At 68.0% G+C, this 19,130-nt stretch carries 19 protein-coding genes and 2 pseudogenes; 7 read left to right on the top strand and 14 right to left on the bottom strand.

Translation table 11 applies throughout. The features are described 5' to 3' along the window. The first annotated feature begins 231 nt into the window (after positions 1-231). Entirely contained in the window at positions 232-813 is a 582-nt protein-coding gene (locus ACLML9_RS19585; protein WP_411946883.1) for a hypothetical protein, read from the top strand. Between the two features lie 31 nt (positions 814-844). Then, positions 845-1,366, top strand: a complete 522-nt coding sequence (locus ACLML9_RS19580; RefSeq protein WP_411946882.1) for a type VII secretion system-associated protein — start codon at positions 845-847, stop codon at positions 1,364-1,366. Between the two features lie 44 nt (positions 1,367-1,410). Here ACLML9_RS19580 and ACLML9_RS19575 read toward each other — a convergent pair whose 3' ends face one another. The 6 genes from ACLML9_RS19575 to ACLML9_RS19550 form a co-directional block, all read right to left on the bottom strand. Continuing rightward, complete coding sequence (locus ACLML9_RS19575) at positions 1,411-1,836, bottom strand: GyrI-like domain-containing protein (RefSeq protein ID WP_411946881.1); 426 nt, start codon at positions 1,834-1,836, stop codon at positions 1,411-1,413. Between the two features lie 9 nt (positions 1,837-1,845). Beyond that, the gene (locus tag ACLML9_RS19570) at positions 1,846-2,307 is read right to left on the bottom strand and encodes a GyrI-like domain-containing protein (RefSeq protein WP_030524570.1); all 462 of its coding nucleotides are present in this window, start codon (positions 2,305-2,307) and stop codon (positions 1,846-1,848) included. A gap of 177 nt (positions 2,308-2,484) precedes the next feature. After that, positions 2,485-4,824 (bottom strand): transglycosylase domain-containing protein, encoded by a 2,340-nt coding sequence (locus ACLML9_RS19565; protein ID WP_411946880.1) that lies wholly within the window; start codon positions 4,822-4,824, stop codon positions 2,485-2,487. Positions 4,825-4,886: 62 nt separating this feature from the next. Beyond that, entirely contained in the window at positions 4,887-5,771 is an 885-nt protein-coding gene (locus ACLML9_RS19560) for a carbohydrate ABC transporter permease (RefSeq protein ID WP_411946879.1), read from the bottom strand. Then, positions 5,771-6,805, bottom strand: coding sequence for a carbohydrate ABC transporter permease (locus ACLML9_RS19555; RefSeq protein ID WP_411946878.1), 1,035 nt, complete (start codon positions 6,803-6,805; stop codon positions 5,771-5,773). Before ACLML9_RS19555 ends, ACLML9_RS19560 begins: the two co-directional genes overlap by 1 nt. Before the next feature lie 44 nt (positions 6,806-6,849). After that, entirely contained in the window at positions 6,850-8,133 is a 1,284-nt protein-coding gene (locus ACLML9_RS19550; RefSeq protein ID WP_411946877.1) for an ABC transporter substrate-binding protein, read from the bottom strand. A gap of 595 nt (positions 8,134-8,728) precedes the next feature. Between ACLML9_RS19550 and ACLML9_RS19545 the strand changes: the two genes are divergently transcribed. Then, positions 8,729-9,589: a DUF2786 domain-containing protein gene (locus ACLML9_RS19545; protein ID WP_411946876.1), complete on the top strand. Its 861-nt coding sequence runs from the start codon at positions 8,729-8,731 to the stop codon at positions 9,587-9,589. A 6-nt stretch (positions 9,590-9,595) separates the two neighbouring features. After that, the gene (locus ACLML9_RS19540; RefSeq protein ID WP_411946875.1) at positions 9,596-10,117 is read left to right on the top strand and encodes a TIGR04338 family metallohydrolase; all 522 of its coding nucleotides are present in this window, start codon (positions 9,596-9,598) and stop codon (positions 10,115-10,117) included. 50 nt (positions 10,118-10,167) lie between these two features. Here the strand turns inward: ACLML9_RS19540 and ACLML9_RS19535 are convergent, their stop codons facing one another. The 4 genes from ACLML9_RS19535 to ACLML9_RS19520 all read right to left on the bottom strand — a co-directional run bounded on the left by ACLML9_RS19535 (position 10,168) and on the right by ACLML9_RS19520 (position 14,047). Further along, positions 10,168-11,283 carry an epoxide hydrolase family protein gene (locus ACLML9_RS19535; RefSeq protein WP_411946885.1) on the bottom strand — a complete coding sequence of 372 codons (1,116 nt, stop codon included), beginning with the start codon at positions 11,281-11,283 and terminating at the stop codon, positions 10,168-10,170. A 496-nt stretch (positions 11,284-11,779) separates the two neighbouring features. Further along, a complete protein-coding gene (locus ACLML9_RS19530) occupies positions 11,780-12,763 on the bottom strand; it encodes an o-succinylbenzoate synthase (RefSeq protein ID WP_411946874.1) in 984 nt (327 codons plus the stop codon). Between the two features lie 453 nt (positions 12,764-13,216). Further along, positions 13,217-13,561: a peptidoglycan-binding domain-containing protein gene (locus tag ACLML9_RS19525; RefSeq protein WP_411946873.1), complete on the bottom strand. Its 345-nt coding sequence runs from the start codon at positions 13,559-13,561 to the stop codon at positions 13,217-13,219. Positions 13,562-13,648: 87 nt separating this feature from the next. Beyond that, positions 13,649-14,047 (bottom strand): SDR family oxidoreductase, encoded by a 399-nt coding sequence (locus ACLML9_RS19520; protein ID WP_411946884.1) that lies wholly within the window; start codon positions 14,045-14,047, stop codon positions 13,649-13,651. Here ACLML9_RS19520 and ACLML9_RS19515 point away from each other — a divergent pair. After that, a pseudogene (locus ACLML9_RS19515) lies at positions 14,034-14,087 on the top strand (hypothetical protein); the annotation flags it as partial. The gene ACLML9_RS19520 and the pseudogene ACLML9_RS19515 overlap by 14 nt on opposite strands. A 38-nt stretch (positions 14,088-14,125) precedes the next feature. Here the strand turns inward: ACLML9_RS19515 and ACLML9_RS19510 are convergent. Then, a pseudogene (locus ACLML9_RS19510) lies at positions 14,126-14,509 on the bottom strand (transposase); the annotation flags it as partial. A 115-nt stretch (positions 14,510-14,624) separates the two neighbouring features. Between ACLML9_RS19510 and ACLML9_RS19505 the strand changes: the two are divergent. Next, on the top strand, positions 14,625-14,975 hold the full coding sequence (locus ACLML9_RS19505; protein ID WP_411946872.1) for a winged helix-turn-helix transcriptional regulator: 351 nt from the start codon (positions 14,625-14,627) through the stop codon (positions 14,973-14,975). A 48-nt stretch (positions 14,976-15,023) separates the two neighbouring features. Here the strand turns inward: ACLML9_RS19505 and ACLML9_RS19500 are convergent, their stop codons facing one another. Then, positions 15,024-16,097 carry an ABC transporter ATP-binding protein gene (locus ACLML9_RS19500; RefSeq protein WP_411946871.1) on the bottom strand — a complete coding sequence of 358 codons (1,074 nt, stop codon included), beginning with the start codon at positions 16,095-16,097 and terminating at the stop codon, positions 15,024-15,026. A gap of 626 nt (positions 16,098-16,723) precedes the next feature. Then, the gene (locus ACLML9_RS19495) at positions 16,724-17,551 is read right to left on the bottom strand and encodes an alpha/beta fold hydrolase (protein WP_411946870.1); all 828 of its coding nucleotides are present in this window, start codon (positions 17,549-17,551) and stop codon (positions 16,724-16,726) included. Positions 17,552-17,812: 261 nt separating this feature from the next. Here ACLML9_RS19495 and ACLML9_RS19490 point away from each other — a divergent pair, with 261 nt between their 5' ends. Then, positions 17,813-18,607 (top strand): LLM class F420-dependent oxidoreductase, encoded by a 795-nt coding sequence (locus ACLML9_RS19490; protein WP_411946869.1) that lies wholly within the window; start codon positions 17,813-17,815, stop codon positions 18,605-18,607. 115 nt (positions 18,608-18,722) lie between these two features. Here ACLML9_RS19490 and ACLML9_RS19485 read toward each other — a convergent pair whose 3' ends face one another. Continuing rightward, positions 18,723-19,034: a hypothetical protein gene (locus ACLML9_RS19485; RefSeq protein WP_411946868.1), complete on the bottom strand. Its 312-nt coding sequence runs from the start codon at positions 19,032-19,034 to the stop codon at positions 18,723-18,725. Between the last annotated feature and the right edge of the window lie 96 nt (positions 19,035-19,130).

The raw sequence follows: 19,130 nt of genomic DNA, 5'->3' as shown, positions 1-19,130 counted from the left end.
CCGCCGACACAACTAAAGACTGAAACCACCCACCCCGGCCAGAGGGGTCAGAATTCGGATGCCGAAAAGTGGTCAGGATTGGCCTGCCGTTGACAATACGAGGGCAAACGATTCATGTTCCGGCCGTCGGATGTGTGGTCCCGGCCGCTGTACGACACACAGGGCGACCATCGCGGAGTCACATACGAACATGGAGGGGACAGATTCGGGTACAGCGATCTGGTCAGGTGGGTGGAGCAGGAGCGGAGACGAGCTGATTCGGAGGTCGTCCCCAAAGTGGAGGGAGAGTACCTTCCACCGGAAGATGCTCCGTGGGCCGATGCGGTCCGCCGGTCTGGTCGGCCACCGAGATACACCTTCATCCATGGAGGAGCGATCCGAGGAGGAGAGGTCGGCGACCACTTCATGATCAGCGTCAACCGAGGAGCCGACAGCAACCACGAATCCGACATCCGCGACGGATCCGACTCCGATTGGATCTCGGTGTACTTGAACGGACCCGAAGGCGGGAAGATGCTCGAGGCGAGCGAGAACTCTGCCTTGCTCTTCGGCCTGAACCCGGCCGATGAGCAGGTACTCGTAGCGTGCCGAACCGCGCATTCCGCCACCTCCGCGGCACCGGGGGTAGCCGAGTACCTTCACTCGAGGGGGGTGGTGACCGGTGGTATCCACGCCCCCACCGATGTGGCGAACACGCCGATTCCCGACCGCGCAGGGATGCCGACCGAGTTGTACGTGAAGCGCGACAGCCCTGAGCGTAAGTTGTTCGAGACCTACCCGGCCCCAACAGGCGAGTCGGCGCGACCCGAGTGATCGTGAGGACGAAGGGAACGGGGCACAGCCGATGGATCCATCCACCGCGGTCCGCCACGGCGACTGGTTCGTGCTCCTCGACCCGAAGTGGAGCTCCGAAGCTCATGCCGGAGATCCTCCGCTGGAAGTTGTGGTCGGCGGCTGGAGGATCGAGAAGGACGGAGAACTGGGCCCTTTCCAGCCGAACCCGGGCTATCTGCCACTATCTCCGCGCAGCCCCAGCGATCCCATCGACGCCCTGCTGCGCCTCGCCGACATAGGCGAGGACCGAAGCGACCGGATCGTCCCGACACTTCTGCGCACGGTCGTCGAGATCGCGTGCGACGAGCAGCACCGGCCCCGGACAGCGATGTCTCCGGACGGTATTCGCTGTGCTGTCGTCGTCACCGCCGAGATCCACAAACAACACCTGGGCGTGCGGCATTGGGTACCTGTGCTCGGCTCCCGGTTGTACGGAGCCCTGCCCGAATGCACGGATATACTGTTCAACCCCGGCGGTGACCACTCGTTCCGTCTCACCGCCGCTGCTGTTCGTCCGTCCGACCGGATATGACCCGAAGCCACCATTCCGTAGGCGGCCTCGGGGAACACGCTTTCTCAGTCCAGTGAGACGTAGACCTCCACCGAGGTCGGGCCCGTGTAGCGTTCCAGTTCCGCGGTGTGGGAACGGGTTATCGTGCCCGCCTTCTCCGCCTCCCGGACTCTTGCCCATGCTGTGCGGAGCAGGTCGTAGGGCTTCTCGGTGACCACGAATTTTGCGTAGCGGCCGGCCGGGACCCTGGTGAGTACATCACCGGGGTCGAGGTCGTCCATCTTCTTGATCTCGTAGCCGAGTACGGCTACCGCGTGATCCCCTTGGCCGATGTAGGCGGCGACCCGGGGGACGTCCTTCTCCCGGCCGAGGTACCGGTCCCAGGTGAAGTTCACCAGGTCGAGGTCTCGGGCGGTCACCTCCCGGCCGGCCAGCGGGATCGTGAGCCCGGCCACCAGGCTCTGGTCGAGTTCGACAATTTCGAAATCCACAGCTGCTTCCTACCTGCTCGCCGCATCGTCTGCCGCCATTGCCACGAATACTTCCACCGTGTGCTCATCGGGGTAGCGCTCGTAGTCACCGGTATAGGAGCGGACCAGCCGGCCGGCGGCCTCCGCGTCCCAGATCGCCCGCCACAGGGTCACGATCGTCTCGCCGAGGTCGTCGCCGCTGAGGGTGAAGCGGGCGTAGCGGCCGGCGGGGATACGCGCGAGGACATCGCCGGGTAGTAGATCGTCGAGGCTGTGACAGCGGTAGCCGATGATATGGGTGAGGTAGGAATTGATCTCCGGGGCGTGATCGACGAAGGCGCTGGCGGGGTGGCCGGGTAACGATCGGGCCAGGGTGGTTTTCCAGGCCTCTTCGACTCTGGTGCGTCGCGGTCCTTCCACGGCCAGTGCCGGGCTGCGTAGCACCATTCCCGCCACCAGCGTTTCCGGGCGGTCAACGACATTGAATTCCACCGGCGTAGCCCCTATGTCTCGTCATACGTCGTCGCTCCAGCGCATATCCTCCCGCACGCCCGTCCTGGCCCGGGCGTCGGCCCGTGCCGGTCGGTCGGGTGGGCGATATCTCACTCTGGCCAACGATGCTGCCATGCCGACCGTTCCTTCGGTGGGATCACGACAGGAATCCGTAGGTCACGGTACGGGTATCGTTACGCCGGGCAGGATTTCGACCACGCGCGGGGCCGGTGGCGGGGGTGCCACCGGCGGCGCGGGTGCGGGCGCTTCGGCCGGGGGAGTTGCGGGCGCCTGGGGTTCCGGTTCGTATTCGGGCTCGGGGGCATACGGTTCGGCGGCCGGGGGGATGACGATGAAAGGTTGCTGGGTCGGTTGCTGCTGCGGCTCCGGCCGTTGCGGGGACGGTGGGTTGAGGATGTCGTACGGGTTGCGTACGGGCTGCTGTGGCGCGGCCGGGACGACCGGTGCGGGGTTCGGGGCCGGTGCGCCGATCTGCTCGGCCGGAGTGTCGGTCAGGGCACCGTCCATGGTCTGTTTCCAGATATCGGCGGGCAGCCCGGAACCGTAGATCCGGCCGCCGCCGGCGGTGACGATCGGAAGGTTCGACTCGGTGCCGACCCAGACCGCGGTGGACAGCGACGGCGTGAAGCCGACCATCCAGGCGTCCTTGTTCTGACCGGTATCGCCCAGCTGGGTGGTGCCCGTTTTGGCGGCGGAGGGGCGCCCGCTCAGCGCGTGGCCGTTGGAATACGAGGCGATGGGCAGCATGGCCGTGGCGGTCTGCGCGGCGATGGTCTGCGGTATCCGCTGCTCCGACGGTGGCGGCTGGGCGCCGGTGCGCTGCCCCGGATCGCCGCCGCGGTCCAGCAGCACGCGGCCGTCCCCGCGGACCACGCGCTGGACGAAGTACGGCTGGTGGTAGCGGCCCGCACCGGCGATGGTGGCGTAGGCCGAGGCCATGTCGAAGGGCCGCACCAGATAGGTACCGAGCACGATGGAGGGCATGGGCGGTGCACCCATCTCGGTGAGCGACTGCCCCGGGACGCCCGGGATGTCCTGCGGGATCCCGGCCTGGTGGGCGGCGTCGGCGATCGCCTGGGGACCGTTGTGCATAGCGAGGGTGAGCCGGTAGAAGCTGGTGTTGAGCGAGCGTTTGAAGGCCTCGTTCAGGCTGCACGTACCGCAGGACTCGTCCTCCACATTGCGCACCAGCACACCGTTGACGTCCACCGGCGTGCTGTCGAACGCTCGGGACAGCGGTATCCCCTGCTGTAACGCCGCGAGTACCGCGAAGGTTTTGAACGCCGACCCCGTCTGCACCGGGGCCTGGGCGAAATCGAAACCGATCCCGTCGGCGCCGCCGTAGTAGGCGCGGACCGCACCCGATCGCGGATCGATGGAGGTCACCGCGGTGCGCAGTTCCGGTGGCTGTCCGTCGAGGGCGCCGGTCGCGGCGGCGGTCGCAGCCTGCTGGGCCTTCGCGTCGATGGTGGTGGTGATCTGTAGTGCGCCGGTGTTCAGCTCCTCGTCGGAGATCCCCGCGGCGGCCAGTTCACGCAGCACCTGGGTCTTGATATGGCCCTCCGGGCCGCGGGTGGTGTCGACGTCCTCGGGGGCGGGTGGCGGAATTGTCGGGGGGAAGACGATCGCGTCGCGTTCACCGGGGGCGATCGTGTCCATCTCGACCATTCCGTTGAGCACGTAGTTCCAGCGTTGCAGCAGTTGCGGGAGCCGGGTCTGCGGGTCCAGTGCGGAGGGCGAGCGGATGAGCGCGGCCAGGACCGCGCCCTCGGCGACGGTCAGCTCGGGAACCGGTTTACCGAAGTAGGCCTGGGCGGCGGCGGCGATCCCGTAGGCGCCGCGCCCGAAGTAGATGGTGTTCAGGTAGGCGCCGAGGATATCTTCCTTGCTCCATTCCTTGGCCATCTTCGAGGAGATGATCAGCTCGTGCGCCTTGCGGCTGACCGTGCGCTCGGAGCCGAGAAAAGCGTTCTTCACGTACTGCTGGGTGATGGTGGAACCGCCACCGGCGTTCGCCCGGCCCAGCACATTGTCGCGAACGGCGCGCAGTAGACCCGAGGCCGAGAAACCCGGGTTGCTGTAGAAGTTGCGGTCCTCCGCGGACAGGACCGCCTCACGGACGTGCTCGGGCACATCCGACAGCGGTACGGGAGTCCGGTTGCCCTCGGGCGGCACTACCTTCGCCAGCACGGTGGAACCGTCGGAGGCCGTGATCGTCGCGGTCTGGTTGATCGGTACCGTCCCGGCGGCCGGGATCTCCGCACTCCAGTACACCAGGGCGATCAGCAGCGTCGGGATGGCGATCACGATGGTGAACAGCCACAGCACCAGATGCCGGATGCGCTGGCCGCGGGTCCGGTGTGGGCGGATATAGGTGGGTGGCCGGGGCGGACGGGGACGCGGCCCGGGATCGTCGAGCTCTTTCCAACCGGCTATCGAGGGGTACTGCGGTGGCTGGTTGCGGCCACGTCGAGAACGGAACGAGCTCACGATCATCTCCTCTCGGAGCGTCGGAAAAACTCAGGCGCACCACCGCCAGATCTCAGGATACCCAGAGATCAGCTTTTGACTCCGCCCGCCGTGAGCCCGGAGATGATCCGCCGCTGGAACACCAGTACCAAAATCACCAGCGGCACGGTCACCAGCGTGCCCGCCGCCATGATCGCACCGTACGGGGGGACCAGCGGATTGTTCCCGGAGAACCGGGCGATCGCCACCGTCACCGGTTCCGTTCGGCTACCGGAAAGCACCCGGGCGAGCAGGTACTCGTTGACCGCCGCGATGAACGCCAGGATCGCGGTGGTGAATACGGCCGGCGCGGCCAGCGGCAGCATCACCAGCCGGAACGCCTGCACCTTGGTGGCGCCGTCGATCCGGGCCGCCTCCTCGAGTTCCCACGGCAGTTCGGCGAAGAACGAGGCCAGGATGTACACCGTCAGCGGCAGCACGAAGGAGATGTTCGGCAGGATCAGCGCCTGGTACTTGCCGATCCAGCCGATCTCGGTGAACAGCTGGAACAGCGGCGTCACCAGGACGACCACCGGGAACATCGACGCGCTCAGGATCACCCCGGACACCAGGTAGCGGCCCTTGAAGGTGAGCCGGGCCAGCGCGTAGGCCGCCATGATCCCGATGACCAGCGCGATCGCGGTACTGGCCGCACCGATGATCACACTGTTCAGCAGCGCGTGGGCGAAATTGTTACCGCGGCTGGTGTCGAACGCGTCCCGGAAGTTGTCCAGGGTGAGGTGCGTGGGCCACGGGGTGGAATCGAAGGTGTGGTCGGGATCCCGGAAGGCGGTCACCGCCATCCAGTAGAACGGGCCCAGTCCCCAGACGAGCACGATCAGGGCGCCCACGTAGATGCGGGCCGAGCCGAGCCTGCGCCGCCACGCGGACGTGGGTCCGGCGGCACCGATTTGCTGAGTTGTCACCGCGGCCATCACGCCTTCCGCTGTTCTTCCTGCGTCCGCACCGCGTTCGCGCCCAATATCTTCACCAGTACGAACGCCGCCGCGAAGATCAACAAGAAAGTGATCGTCGACAGTGCGGCCGCACTGTTGGGTCCCTGCCGCGTCTGCTCGACGACCAGGATCGACAGCGTCCGGGTGGCCGGGAGATTATTGGTCATGATGGCGGGCAGGTCGTACATGCGCAGCGCGTCCATGGTGCGGAACAGCACCGCGACCAGCAGCGCCGGTTTGAGCAGCGGCATGGTGATCTGGGTGAACCGCTGCCAGGCCGAGGCGCCGTCCACCCGGGCCGCCTCGTAGACGTCGTCGGGGATGATCTGCAGACCGGCCAGCAGCAGCAGCGCCACGAACGGCGCCGTCTTCCACACATCGGCGGCGATCACCGCGAAACGGGCCGGCCACGCGTCGGAGGTCCACAGGATCTCGGTGCCGAACACGGTGTTGACCACGCCGTCGTACTGGAACATGAACTCCCAGAGCCGGGCCGTCACCGCGGTCGGGATCGCCCACGGGATCAGCACCGCCGCGCGCAGCAGCGCCCGGCCCTTGAAGGTCTTGCCCATCACGATGGCCATACCGAGCCCGATCGCCACCTCCAGCGTCACCGTGACAACCGCGAAGAACAGCGTGACGCCGACGGCCCCCCAGAACTCGGCGCCCAGATTACCGGTGGGGCATTCGGTGACACCGCCGGTGATGACCTGGCATTGGCCGAGGATCCAGTGCAGGTAGTTGTAGAAGGTGCTTTCGCCGCTGTCGACGAAGCGGCCGCTCGTCTCGTCGAGCCGATCGTCGTAGGTGAACGACATCCACAGCGCCCGCAGCACCGGATAACCGATCACCACGGTGAGCGCTATCAGCACCGGCGCGACGAACAGCCACGCCCGGCCCGACATACGGACTTCGTCGCGAAGCCGGCTGGACGTCCCGCGATCGTTGGTCGCGTTCGCGGGCTTTTCTGTACGGACCGACGCCTGCGCGACCGTTCCGGAAGGATCCGACACCGTTACTCTCTCCTACGGGCTCGCCGGGTCCGGTTGAACAATATCTACGATCCGGCCGTCTCGATGCCCTTCTGCATGCCGATGATCGCGTCGTTCACGGACTTGGTTCCGGTCAGGGCAGCATATGCGTTGTCCTGAATGGCTTTGGACACCGCCGGATAGAACGGGGTGACCGGTCGGGGCACCGCGCTGGCGATGGAATCCTTCAAGGCGGGCAGGTACGGCATCTTGGCGATGAGCGCCGGATCGTCGTAGATCGAGGCCCGTACCGACGGCAGCGCGCCGGAGGCGATGATGTGCTGGGCTTCCTCGCTGATCAGGAACTTCAGGAAATCCAGTGCCGTGGCCTTGTTCTCGGAATACGCGCTGATCGCGGCGTTGTAGCCGCCGAGGGTCGAGGCGCCGATCCCGGTGTCCCCGGGCAGCGGCGCGACCCCGAACTTGTCCTTGACCGCCGAGGCCTCCGAGGCGGCGTCACCGTAGGTGGAGGGCCAGCTGCGCAGGAACATGAGTTTGCCCTGGGTGAACGCGGCGCCGCTCGTCGGTTCCTGGAAGGTGATGGCTTCGCGGGGGATATCGCCGACCCGGTAGGCGTCCACCAACTGCTCGAGCCCGGCCCGCGACTGCGGGCTGTTGACCGTCGGGGTGCGGCCGTCGGTGCCGACGAAGGTCCCGCCGAACGCGTTGATCACCTCGGCGGTGTTCACCGTCAGGCCCTCGTAGGGCGCGAACTGGCCCGCGTAGCAGCCGATCTGATTGGCCCGCGCGAGTGGGCAGCCGGCGCGCATCTCGGCCCAGGTGAGCGGAGGGTTGGGCACCAGGTCCTTACGGTAGAACAGCAGGCCGCCGTTGGTGTTGCGGGGCGCGGCGTACAGGGTGCCGTTGTAGGTGGCGCTGGCCACCGGCGGCGACAGCAGCGGCGAGGTGTCGATGGCGAACTGGTCCTGCAGCGGCTGGATCCAGCCCTTGGCCGCGAACTCCGCGGTCCACGGCACATCGAGGGCGACCACGTCGTAGTCGGTCGACTTCGCGCGCATGTGCTCGACCAGATCGTCGTATTGGGCCGAGGCGTCGTTGGACTGTTCCTTGTAGGTGACCTGCTCGTCGGGGTGGGTGGCGTTCCAGCGGTCGATGACCTGCTTGACCGCACCGGTCTCGGTGGTGTCCTTACCTTCGACGTAGGTGATCGGGCCGCGGCCGTCCTGGTTCATGCCGAGCTGTTCATCGGTGTCGCTCGTGTTGCAGGCGGTGGCAAAGGTCACGGTCAGCAGCGCGATCGGCCATAGGACGAGCGCGGCACGTAGAGACGGCGCCTTCTTGAAAGCCATCGCGGAACTCCAGGGTCGACACAGTGAGCGGCAGCACAACGCAACATACATGGTGTGCACGCTCGGTGTCGGATACTCCCGTATCGAAGTGAGCGGAAGCTCGAGTGCCCACGGTCCTCGGCGACTCCGCCGGGACGGGCCGGGAGGCCGGGCGGTCGGCGGCGTCGCGGGTATAACGACTGGTAGGCGTACCTCCGCCTTCGCTCCGGCCATGCGCGGACTACGGACGGGCTACGCCCGGCTGCGCTGCTCGGGCGTACCTCCGCCTCCGCTCCGGCCATGCGCGGACTACGGACGGGCTACGCCCGGCTGCGCTGCTCGGGCGTACCTCCGCCTCCGCTCCGGCCATGCGCGGATCAAGGGCGGGCTGCGCCCGGCTGCGCTGCTCGGGCGTACCTCCGCCTTCGCTCCGGCCATGCGCGGACTACGGACGGGCTGCGCCCGGCTGCGCTGCTCGGGCGTACCTCCGCCTCCGCTCCGGCCATGCGCGGACTACGGACGGGCTACGCCCGGCTGCGCTGCTCGGGCGTACCTCCGCCTCCGCTCCGGCCATGCGCGGACCGAGGGCGGGTTGCGCCGATTAGGCTGTTGCCCGATGTCCTCCGCGAACGCAGTCTCCGATCGCCTGCTCACCAGGATCGGTGGACTGCTGCGCAAAGCCGAATCCACCGACAACGAGCACGAGGCGGAGGCGTTCCTGGCCGCGGCGCAGCGGCTGGCGACGCGGTCCTCGATCGACCTGGCGGTGGCGCGGGCACACACCCGGGACCGGGAACGGCCCAGCGCGCTGATCCAGCGGATGATCCCGATCGGCGAACCCGGCCGCAAGGGTCTGCGCACCTATGTGCAGCTGTTCGTGGCCATCGCCGCCGCCAACGATGTGCGCTGTGATGTGGCCCGCACCTCGACCCAGGTCTATGCCTATGGGTTCGCGGCGGATATCGCCGTCTGCGAAGCGCTCTACTCCAGCCTGCTGGTGCAGATGGTGCGGGCGTCGGACCGGTACATCAAGTCCAGTGATCACCGGGCCGCGACCATGGAGAAGGTCGTCACCGAGCGCCGGGCCGGGCGGCGGGTGCGCCGGGTGGTGCGGGTGCCGGTGGCCGGGGTGACGGCCAGGCTGAATTTCCAGCTGGCGTTCGCCGAGCGCATCGGAATCCGGCTCGCCGAGGCCAGAGCGGATGTCGAACGGCCGGCGACCGGCCGTGACGGTCGTGCCGCCACACCCGGCGCTGCGGACCGGGCCGCGGAAACCGCGCTGGCATTGCGCGGCAAGGAGATCGAACTCGCCGATTTCTACACCCGTAACTCGGAGGCCCGCGGCACCTGGCGCGGGCCGCGCACCTCCACCGGCTACGCCCCGGACGCCCGGCGCGCGGGGGACCGGGCCGGGCGGGCGGCCCGGCTCGGCCCGGCGCGGGAACTGGACGGGGCGCGCGGGCAGCTCCCCGGATAGCCGGCCGTGCGGGATACACAGCGTGCCGAGGTGTACGACGCCGAGCAGCTGGTGCGTTCGGTTTTCGACCGGGCGGCGGAGTTCGGGCAGCGCACGGTCGAAGTGCACGGGTCGCGGCTGACCTTGCCGGTGGAGCGGAAATTCGCCTCGGTGGATTCGGTGCAGCAGTACTGCGATCGGGTGCTCGCGCTCGGCTGGGTCGCGGCTGCCTGGGAGCGGGCGGGTGCGCCGATCCGGGTGCGCGCCCGCGCCGGAAATGTGGCCGCCCATTACGAAACCGGGAACGCCGTGCTGGCGGTGCCCCTGCACGCGGAGACCGCGACGCGCGGGCGGACCGCGTGGGCGCTGCGGGAACTGGTCGTTCTGCACGAATTGGCACACCACCTCGAGCCGCGGCCGGCCACGGTGGCCGGGCACGGGCCCGAATTCTGTTCGCGGTATGTGGAATTGGCCGACGGGGTGCTCGGGCCGGAGGCGGGGCTGCTGTTGCGCCTGACCTTCCACGATATGGGTGTGCGGTTGGGTTGAGTCGCGGTCGCGACGACCCGGAATTCGGTCCGGTGCGCTTCCGGGGTCGCTCAGCGCGCCCCGTCCGGTCCGGCCCGGAGGTCGGTGAGGAAGAAGGCCCGGATGTCCGCGGCGAGTAGTTCGGGGACCTCCATGGCGGCGAAGTGGCCGCCGCGGTCGAATTCCGACCAGTACCGGATGTCGTAGAGCCGTTCGGCCAGCGGCCGCACCGACTGAGTGATGTCGTGGGCGAACACCGCCACCCCGAGCGGTACCGGGCACGGTGCCGACCCCCGGGTGGACTCGCGCGTCAGTCGTGCGGAGGAGGCCGCGGTGGCGGTCAGCCAGTACAGCGAGACATCGGTGAGCATCCGCTCGTCGCTGACCGGTGTGCGGGGGTCGGTCCACTGGGCGAAGCGCTCCGCGATCCAGGCCAGCTGGCCGACCGGTGAGTCGGTCAGTGCGTAGCCGAGGGTCTGCGGGGCGGTGGCCTGCAACGCCTGGTACGGGGGCCGGTTCGCCAGCAGGTACTGCACCTTGTCGAGCCGGGCCCGGTCGGTTTCGGACAGTTCGAGGCCGGCGGCTGGGGCCGGCCGGGTCGGCAGGTAGTTGACGTGTACTCCGACGACGTGTTCGGGTGCCAGCCCGCCGAGCGCCTGGGAGATACCGGACCCGAAATCGCCGCCCTGCGCGCCGTAGCGCTCGTACCCGAGACGGTGCATCAGTTCGGCCCAGGCGCCCGCGAGCCGGGTGGTGTCCCAGCCGCGCTCGTGGGTGGGCCCGGAAAAGCCGAAGCCCGGGATGGAGGGGATCACGAGGTGGAAATCGCGGGAGAGCGGTTCGATCACGTCGAGGAACTCCAGGAACGAACCGGGCCAGCCGTGGGTCAGGATCAGCGGTAGCGCATCCGGTTTCGCCGACCGGACATGGACGAAGTGGATGTTCTGCCCGTCGATCTCGGTGGTGAAGTGCGGGAGTTCGTTGAGCTCGGCTTCGTGGACGCGCCAGTCGTAGCCGGTGCGCCAGTATTCGGCGAGTTCCCGCAGCCGGGCCAGCGGGAAGCCGTAATCGGTCCCGGCGTCGGCGATCTCATTGGGCCAGCGGGTGCGGGCGAGCCGGTCGGTCAGATCGTCGAGGTCGGCCTGCGGGATATGGATCTCGAAAGCAGTGATGGCGGTGGGGTCCATGGTGGTCTCCTGAGCGGGGGTGGGGCGATGGTCGGCAGGCGGGGTGGGGGCCGTGCACCCCGTCACGGTGAGGGTGAGGGCGATCGCGGCGAGGGCGGCGAGGGCGGCGTAGCGAACGGGACCGTCCATGTGACTACTTTTGTTGGTGTAACCAACGATAGCAAACGTTGGTGTAACCAACAAAGAAATGCACTTGGTCCCGCTGGAAGGGCGCGCCTGAAGACGAGAAAACGGCAGGTCGACCAGCGTGGAAGGGATGTGAGGGGAAGACGGCGCCCGCCGCAGCGGCCGCCTCCGACGCCATGCAGAACGACCGGATCGACTGCGCCGTGCGCAGCTCGAAAACCGTGCGCTCAGTGACGGAAACCCGGCCCTGCCTCGTCACGACCTGGCGCGGCGCTCGCCGAGCGCGGTCGGCCGGGGGCGGTTCCGGCACGACTCGACCGAGCTTTCGGTGGCCCCGGCCGCGGGTCCGCGGGGCGGTGCCCGGCGGACCTCACACCTCGGTGTGCCGCGACTCCAGCAGCCGTCGCATGCGGGCGGTCCACCATTCGGTGCGCTCCGGATCCGGGTGGCGGTACTTCTCCAGCAGGTCGGGATCCGGTGCGGGGGCGGTACGCGGGACCGGTAGGTAACCGTCCACCGGGCGCAGGGATTCGGTGACGACATCTCCCTCGAATAGGGTCACCGTGCCGAGACCGCACGCGTGATCGAGTTCCGGGAGGGCGCCGGCCAGGGCCAGCTGCGCGGCCAGTCCGACGCTGGTCTCCAGGGCGGAGGAGATCACGCACGGTAGTCCGGCGGCTTCGGCGACCCGCAGGGCCCGCCGCACACCGCCGAGCGGAGTGCATTTGAGAACCGCGATATCCGCGGCCCCGGCCACCGCGACCCGCAGCGGGTCCTCGGCGCGGCGGATGGACTCGTCGGCGGCGATGGGTACCTCGACCCGGCGGCGTACGTCGGCGAGCTCCTCGACCGTGCGGCACGGTTGCTCGACGTATTCCAGACCGCCCGCAGCGCGGTCGATCTCGCGAATGTTCCGGACGGCGGTGGTGACATCCCAGACGGCGTTGGCGTCGACGCGGATCGCGCCGCCCGGTCCCAGCGCCGACCGTACGGCTTCCACCCGGGCCAGATCCTCCGGCAGTGATCCGGGATGGTCGGCGATCTTCACCTTCGCCGTACGGCAACCGGACCCGGCGACGATCTCGTAGGCCCGGTCCGGGCCGACGGCGGGAACCGTGCAGTTCACCGGGATCCGCTCCCGCACCGGCTCCGGCCAGCCGACGGTGATCTGTTCGAGGGTGGTATCCAGCCAGTGCGCGGCCTCGTGGTCGGCGTATTCGGCGAACGGGCAGAATTCGCCCCAGCCGCGGGGGCCGCGCAGCAGCACCCCTTCGCGCACGGTGATCCCGCGGAACTTCGACCGCAGCGGGATCGCGTAGACATGCACCTCGTCGATCCGGGGCAGTTCGCTCACCGGAACCACACTAGCCTCGATTGTTCGGGATATGTGCTGACCGGTTCGGTCGGTGTCGGAGGTGTTTGACGGGGTGCCTTTCGGTCTTCGCTGGGGCGGTTCGGTGCTGGTCAGAGGGCTGCGAGACGGGTGAACGCGGTGAGAGCCAGGCCGGCCCACCGGTGGTGAGCGGGTAGCCGCAGATGGAGTCGGCGGGCATGGCGAGCGTTTGCGCCCAGGCCGTCAGGTCCAGAGCGAGCGCCACGACGGCAAGCCGGACCCGGTTCGCGGCGAAGGAATGGAACGGCACATTACGGGCGCCGGCGTCCTTCGCGCCGCGGATCCGATCCTCGCAGCCGCCCCCGCCCGTACTCGGCAGGATCCATCCGCGACGGGACGCGCCCGCGACCATCGGCCTGCCACGATGCCCCGTGTGCCGGCGCGGGCGTCATGCCTCGTACTGGAGCACGGGCGTCAGCCGCCGAACTGCGTGTCGAGGGCCGCCCAGGTCTCCGGTCCCACCATGCCGTCATCTCGCAGCCCCGCGTCGCGCTGGAATCGGCGGACGGCTTCAACTGTCGCGGAACCGTAGATGCCGTCTACCTTCACCCCGAGCACCCCCTGCACGGTGTCGACGCACGTCCCGGTCGACCCCATTGCCAAGATGGGCCCCTCCTCCGCGCACTTCGACACGGCCGCGTCGGCCACTGCCGTATAGGGCGTCGCCTGGGCAAGTGCGCCGGCGGCGGTGGCCACACCCACCGCGAGGGCCGCGGCGACGAGCGCGCGGGCCGCTCCGGATGCCATCTTCTGACTCATGATCATTGCTCCATTTCCCTGTGAAAGACCGGTTTTCGGCGTCTCTCGAACCGGCTGACACGAAGGTATCCGACCGCGGTCTCCGGATCAGCCCTGCTGGGTCGGGATCAGGATCATCGCGGCGACATTCATCCGTCCCGGAACGGAGACCGCGAAGGCGACGGCTTCGGCGATGTCCTCGGGGCTCGGGATCGTGATCTCGGTGCGCCATTCCTCGAGTTGCGCGCGATGTTCGGCGCTGTGCATGTCCGAGCCCAGTTCAGTGCCGGTGAAACCCGGTTCGATGTTCTTCACGCGGATGCCGCGGGGACCGAATTCGGCGAGGAGGTTGCGAGCGAGATGAGCGACGGCGGCTTTTGATGCGCAGTAGATCGAGTATTCCGGGAAAACGACGTGCCCGCCGATCGACCCGGTCAGCACCAGATCGGCCTTCCCGCCACGCTCCGCCGCCGCGCGGAGGGAGCCGCAGTCGGTGCACGCGCATATCGCCGTTGACGGCGACCTCACTCAGATCGCCGATCTCGGCTCCTCGAATGGGGTCTATGTGAACGACCGCCGCATCGATCCCGCGAATTTCCACGCCCGGGATCGCGCCTGCGCGCGAGCAGATCCCAGGGCCGCCAGCACTCTCCGCTCATCAGTGGCCAACACCGTGATCAGCCGGGACACCGTCGGGTCCGAGGCCACCGCACCGAAGAGCCCGGGCTCGGCCCGCAGCAACGCCGGATCCGACATGCAATCCCCGCCCAGGGCGAGCAGCACCGCCAGATCCGACACGACCTTGCCCGGATCGTGGACCGCTCCCGGCCGCCGCCACGGCGCCAGCTTCTCCGACAACAACCCGGTCAGACCGGTCGCCTCCACAGTCCGCGACAGCAATCCCGCCCCGGCCTGCGACACGATCGGCGACCCGCCACCATCGATTTTCACCGACGGATACCACGACATAGACTTGCTCGCCGAAAGGGCGTTCGCACGATCTCGATAACGGCGGCGCTGCCGTCGCTGATCTGGCTCGCCGACGCGGCGATTGCCCGTTCTTGGTGGCCTGTGCCGCCTTTTCGTGGCTGTTCAGCGAATGGCCCGCAGCCTGAGCGCGCTGATCACCCGGACCGCCAGGCAGCCGTATCGGGAAGAGGGGAAACGCACCCGTCACGAATACGTGCTGACCGCGAAAGGCCGCGATCTGCTACCCGTGGTGCCGGCGCTCATGCAGTGGGGCAATACCCACCTGCAACCCGGGCCACTCCCGCTGGACCTGGTCGAGGCGGCCACCGGTGACCCGGTCCGGGTACAGGTGCGCAGCGAATCCGGCCGCGAGATCGGCGTGGACGATCTCGGCGTCCGGCTCAACGAGCAGTGGCGCGCGACCCGGCGGCGGGCGGCCGGGAGCGCGGCGACCGATCAGCCGTAGCGGCGGCGCGGACCGTCCGCCGGTCCGGCGTGACACGGGACCCGGGGGTCAGCTCAGGCGGCGGCCGTCGTCGGGCGCGAAGAAGTAGACGTGCTCGGGGGCCGTGGCCAGCCGCACCCGGCTGCCCTTCGCCGGCGGGTTGCGCCAATCGGTACGTGCCACGATCGTGTCCGCGCCCTGGGTGTCCTCGGTGGGGCGGCCGTAGATGAAGGCGTCGGAGCCGAGCTCCTCGACCACGTCCACCTCGATCTCGATCCCGGACTCACCGGCTTCCAGATGCTCGGGACGGATACCCACCGTCACTGTCGCGCCCGTGGCATCGGCCACCGATCGCGGCAGCGGCAGCGAGAACCCACCGATCCGGACCGCCCCGTCGGTGACCGGAAGCGTGAACAGGTTCATCGCCGGTGACCCCATGAACCCGGCGACGAACACATTCGCCGGATCCCGGTAGAGGTCGCGCGGGGCGGCGCACTGCTGCAGCAGCCCGTCGCGCATCACCGCGACCCGGTCGCCCATGGTCATGGCCTCGACCTGGTCGTGGGTGACATAGACGGTCGTCGTCGCCAGCCGGCGCTGCAGCTGGGCGATCTGGGTGCGGGTCTGCACCCGCAGTTTCGCGTCCAGATTGGACAGCGGTTCGTCCATCAGGAAGACCTGCGGGTCGCGCACGATGGCCCGGCCCATGGCCACCCGCTGCCGCTGACCACCCGACAGCGCCTTGGGCAGGCGGTCCAGCAGCGGTTCCAGATCGAGCAGACGGGCCGCCTCGAGCACCCGGCGCTGCTTCTCGTCCTTACCGACCTTGGCCAGTTTGAGTGCGAAACCCATGTTCTCGGCCACCGTCATATGCGGGTACAGCGCATAGTTCTGGAAGACCATCGCGATATCGCGATCCTTGGGGTCGGAATGGGTGACATCGCGGTCACCGATCAGGATGCGGCCGCCCGATACTTCCTCGAGTCCGGCGAGCATGCGCAGCGAAGTCGATTTCCCGCACCCCGAGGGGCCGACCAGCACCAGGAACTCACCATCGGCGATCTCGAGTTGCAACTGATCGACAGCGGGTGTCTTGGCTCCCGGATACTGCCGGGTGGCGTGATCGAAGGTCACCGTGGCCACGGCTTTTCACTTCCCTTCACCGGTTGGAACACGCGAAGTGGAGCGAATTCGCAACATGTGCGTGGTCATGGCGTCAGAGGCTACCGCTGGGGTTCTCGAGCTCCGCATGGTCTGTACGTTTTCGGTGCGTATCGTGCCAGTGAACGCACCGACTGTCCACCCCGCCGGCGCCCCCCGCGACGCGTCGCCCGGAGCCGGCGATCTCGCGAATGGGCAGCCACCGGCGGGCGCGGTCGGAGATAGGTCGGCCGGCGACGAGCCGCGGTGCGCCACGCCCTGGGCGCATCGGTCGAGCGGCTGAAGGTCACCTTTCCGCGGTGCAGGCGGGGACGGTCGCCGAGCGTGCGCTCGCACTGCCGTCGGCCGGATCGCTGGACAGTCTCAGGGCGCTCGTCCGGGGCCGACCCTCCGGTCCCGGTCACCCGGTCCGGTTGCGGTGGCGAGCCCGCCGCTCCCGGACTCGTCCGGCCACAGCGGAAGAGCCCGGTGGTTCCCGGTACCCGGGATCCGCGGGGCTCTTCCTCTCCGCGACGGCCGATACGACGGCCGGGCGTTACGCGCGTCCGGACAGCACAGTCGATCGCGTCCCGACGGTGGATGCGGCACGTGGTCCGTGTCCGGTGCCGTCAGCGGTCGAGGAATTCCAACAGGTCGGCGTTGAACTTCTCCTTGTCGCCCGGGACGAGTGCGATACCGTGCGAGCCGCCCTCATAGACCTTCAGCGTCGAATCCTGGATCAGCTCCGCCGATTTGCGTCCGGTCGCATCGATCGGCACCACCTGGTCGTCGTCTCCGTGCACGATCAGAGTGGGAATATCGAACTTCTTCAGGTCTTCGGTGAAATCGGTGTATGCGAACGCATCGACACATTTCACGCCGGCCTGGATGCTCTGGTGCATACCCATGAACCAGAATGCGTCGCGATTTCCCTGGGTCACTTTGTTGCCCGGGCGATTCGCGCTGAAGAACCCTTCCGATGTGCCCTTCCAGAATTGCGAACGCTCGGTGAGGATTCCGGATTTGATCTGGTCGAAGACCTCGTCCGGCACACCTTCGGGGTTGCTCTCGGTCTTGCTCATCAGCGGCGGGATGGCCGAGAGCAGCACCGCGGAGTGCACCCGCCCGGTCCCGTGCCGGCCGATATAGCGGGCGAGCTCACCGCCGCCCATACTGTGTGCCACCAGCGTCGCGTCCTGGACATCGAGTCTCGTCAGCAGATCGTTCAGGTCGTCGGCGAAGGTGTCGAAATCGTAACCGTTCCACGGCTGGTCCGAGCGGCCGTGACCGCGCCGATCGTGGGCGATACCGCGGTAACCGTTATCGGCGACGAATTTCATCTGGTCTTCCCAGGCGTCGGCGTTCAACGGCCAGCCGTGGATGAATACGACCGGGCGACCACTCCCCCAATCCTTGTAATAGATGTTCACCTTGTCGCGGGTCGTGCACACAGGCATGGCGGAGCCTCCTTCTGTGCGTGATTCGCCGACCGGTAGCGGGTCGTGACAACGAGACGCCGCCCGAAATGCTACCGACGGAACGGCCCGGAAAAGGGGCTGTATTCATCCGTTACGCAATCCATGCGCGACCGGAACAGTCGCCCGTATCGAACCGTGTCGATGATCGGCCCGCCCCCGCCCTTTCCGCCCGGCCCGGGCTCTCCCCGGCCCCGGTAGCCTCGGGGCCGGGAGATCACCCGACGACGAGGAGTCAACAAGATGAGCCGACCAGTTCGGATCGGAGTCCAACTCCAGCCCCAGCACGCGCCCGATTACGGACTCATCCGCGATGCCGTGTTGCGGGCCGAGGACGTGGGTGTGGACATCGTCTTCAACTGGGACCACTTCTTCCCGCTGACCGGGGACCCCGACGGCGCGCATTACGAATGCTGGACCATGCTCGGCGCCTTCGCCGAACAGACCGAACGGGTGGAGATCGGTGCGCTGGTCACCGGCGGCGGCTACCGCAATCCGGACCTGCTCGCCGATATGGCCCGCACCGTGGACCGGATCAGTGGCGGCCGGCTCATCCTCGGCATCGGCTCGGGCTGGTTCGAGCGTGATTACGACGAGTACGGATACGACTTCGGCACCGCCGGCAGCCGCCTGAACCTGCTCAAGGAATACCTGCCCCGCATCACCGGCCGGTTGGCGAAACTCGAGCCGCAGCCGGTGCGCGAGATCCCGGTGCTCATCGGCGGCGGCGGGGAGAAGAAGACGCTGCGCCTGGTGGCCGAGTACGCGCATATCTGGCACAGCTTCGGCGAGCTGGACGTGTTCACCCACAAGAGCCAGGTGCTCGAAGAACACTGCGCGCGGGTGGGTACCGAAACCGACAGGATCGAGCGTTCGGTGGCCTGGCCGGGCGCGGAGAAGGCACCGGACTACCTGAAGGCCGGGGCCACGCTGTTCACGGTCGGCATCACCGGCCCGGACTACGACCTGTCCCGGGTCCGCGAGGCCATCGCCTGGCGCGATGAGATCAACCCGGAGCCGGTCAGCGGTATCGCCTGACCGCCGGAACAGCAAACGGGCCCGGTCTGCCACCATCGCAGACCGGGCCCGAGAGGTTTGTGTGCCGAGCGGATCGGGTCACCGACCCGTGTTCACCGATCCGTCGCGGGTGGGTTCAGTTCGCCGACTGGACCTGCTGACGCGGCGCCCACTGTGTGGTGCCGGGGGCGGCGACCAGGGTGTTGATCAGGTCGACGCCCGCGATGATCAGGGTCGGTCCGCCGACCACGAGGGTGCCGATGATGCCACCGAGAGCGGCACCGGTGATCACCGTGGCCGGAGCGAAGACGCCGCCGGTCCCGACACCGGCGGCCAGCCCGATAACCGCGCCGAGTCCGGTGCCGATCAAGCCGCCGATGGCGGTGGCGAGACCGAGCTGGGAGGTGAAGTTGTCCTGTGCCGCGAGGTTCTCCTGCGGTGAGGCCACCGGCTGCGGGGGGGGGCGGGGCGCCCCCCCCCCCCGGACAGAACGGGAAAACCCACCACGGAAAAAACCAAACCAACAACAAAAAATAGGTTTAGG

The sequence above is a fragment of the Nocardia sp. NPDC002869 genome, from assembly GCF_046764065.1.
Lineage (GTDB): Bacteria > Actinomycetota > Actinomycetes > Mycobacteriales > Mycobacteriaceae > Nocardia > Nocardia rhamnosiphila.
The sequence above is the reverse complement of the archived record's forward strand: the minus strand, read 5'-3'. Positions and strand labels throughout refer to the sequence as shown.